The 2117-nt window shown below is 67.7% G+C and carries 1 protein-coding gene; it reads left to right on the top strand.

What is annotated here, in order from left to right:
• Positions 1-60: 60 nt before the first annotated feature.
• A partial coding sequence (locus ABZ406_RS30910; RefSeq protein ID WP_357769111.1) for an amino acid adenylation domain-containing protein occupies positions 61-2117 on the top strand: 2057 nt, incomplete at its 3' end.

Consider the following 2117-nt stretch of genomic DNA (forward strand, 5'->3'; position numbering starts at 1 on the left):
ATTGGTTCGGCGCATGCGGGCCGCGTCGATGAGGCGTTGGATGATCTTGTCGGGTCATTCGTGAATACGGTGGTGTTGCGGGCGGATCTGTCGGGGGATCCGTCGTTCGCGCAGGTGTTGGCGCGGGTGCGGGAGGCGGCGTTGGCGGGTGCGGCGCATCAGGATGTGCCCTTCGAGCGGTTGGTGGAGGAGATCGCGCCGGTGCGGTCGATGGCGCGTCATCCGTTGTTCCAGGTGATTCTGACGAAGCAGGACACCATCGACGCGGTGTTGGATCTGTTGGGGGTCGAGGCCACCGGTGTGTCCACTGGCGGGTCGACGACGGTGTCGACGGTGAAGTTCGACGTGGACGTGTTGGTGAGTGAGACGTTCGATGAGGAGGGCCGTCCGGCGGGTCTGCGGGGTGCGGTGACGGTCGCGGCGGACCTGTTCGACGAGTCGTTCGCGGGGCGGGTGGCGTCGGGGTGGACCCGGGTGTTGGAGGCGGTGACCGCCGATCCGCAGGTGTCGTTGGGTGCTGTGGACCTGCTCGATGAGGAGGAACGCCGTCAGGTCGTCGTCGACTTCAACGACAGCGCGGATCCGGCGCCAGCGGAGTCGGTGGTGGCGTTGTTCGAGGGGTGGGTTCTCCGGACTCCGGACGCGGTGGCGGTCGTCGTGGATGGGGTCGAGACGACGTTCGCGCAGGTGGATGCGCGGGCGAATCGGTTGGCGCGGTTCCTGGTCGCGCAGGGAGTGGGTCCGGAGTCCGTGGTGGCGTTGGCGTTGCCACGGGGTGTGGACACGGTCGTCGCGATTCTGGCGGTGTGGAAGGCGGGTGCGGGTTATCTGCCGGTGGATGCGAGTCAGCCGGTGGAGCGGGTCGCTTTCGTGCTACGCGACAGCCGAGCAGTGCTGTTACTGACCGATGAGGACACCGCTGATGAGCTGCCGGCGGGCAAAATCCGGATCGTTGCGGTAGACGCGGAGGCGACCCGGGCGGGTCTGGCGGTGTTCGAGCAGAGCGCACCAGCGGTGACTCACCACCCGGATGACCTGGCCTATGTGATCTACACATCAGGGTCGTCAGGCCAGCCGAAGGGTGTGGCGGTCACGCAGGCGGCGGTGGCGAACTATGTGGCGTCGGTGCCGGACCGGTTGGGTTTCCCGAGTTCGGGGGGCCGGTTTGCGTTGTTGCAGGCGCAGGTGACGGACCTGGGGAACACGGTGTTGTTCGCGTCGTTGGCGCGGGGCGGGCAGTTGCATATTCTGCCCGAGGGTGCGGTGACGGATCCGCTGGCGGTGGCCGCGTATCTGGTCGAGCATCGAATCGAGCACCTGAAGGTGGTGCCGTCGCATCTGATGGCGTTGGGTGCGGCGGGCCAACTGTCGGATCTGGTTCCCGCTGGTGGTGTGGTGCTCGGTGGTGAGGCGGCCCCGGTGGAGTGGGTGCGGGACCTGGTGGCCGCTGCTGGTGGCCGGCCCGTGTTCAACCACTACGGGCCGACGGAGACCACCATTGGGGTCCTCACGGGTCGTCTCGATGGTGGTGGGGTGGTGTCGGTCGGGACGCCGATTCGGAACGTGCGGGTGTTCGTTCTCGATGACCGGTTGCGGCCGGTGCCGGTGGGTGTGGCGGGTGAGTTGTATGTCGCCGGGGCCGCACTGGCGCGGGGTTATGTGGGTCAGCCGGGGTTGACCGGGCAGCGGTTTGTGGGGTGCCCGTTCGGTGATGGTGAGCGGATGTATCGCACCGGGGATCGGGTGCGGCATCTTGCGGATGGTCGGTTGGTGTTCCTCGGCCGGGTCGATGACCAGGTGAAGATCCGCGGGTATCGGGTCGAGCCCGGCGAGATCCAGTCGGTTCTCACCGGTTGCCCGGCCGTGGAGCAGATCGCCGTCGTCGCCCGCCCCGATCGGCACGGCGAGCTGCGCCTCGTCGCCTACCTGGTCACCGACGACGACCCCGACACCGCGGTCGAGCAGGTCCGCCGCTACGCGGCCAAGCGACTTCCGGAACACCTGCTTCCCACTGCCGTCGTGGTGATCGATGCCCTGCCACTGACCTCCAACGGCAAACTCGACCGCCGGGCGCTACCCGAACCCGAAACCCCAACGACCGCCGGCACCGGCCGCGA

Source organism: Micromonospora sp. NPDC005710, from assembly GCF_040630995.1.
Lineage (GTDB): Bacteria > Actinomycetota > Actinomycetes > Mycobacteriales > Micromonosporaceae > Micromonospora.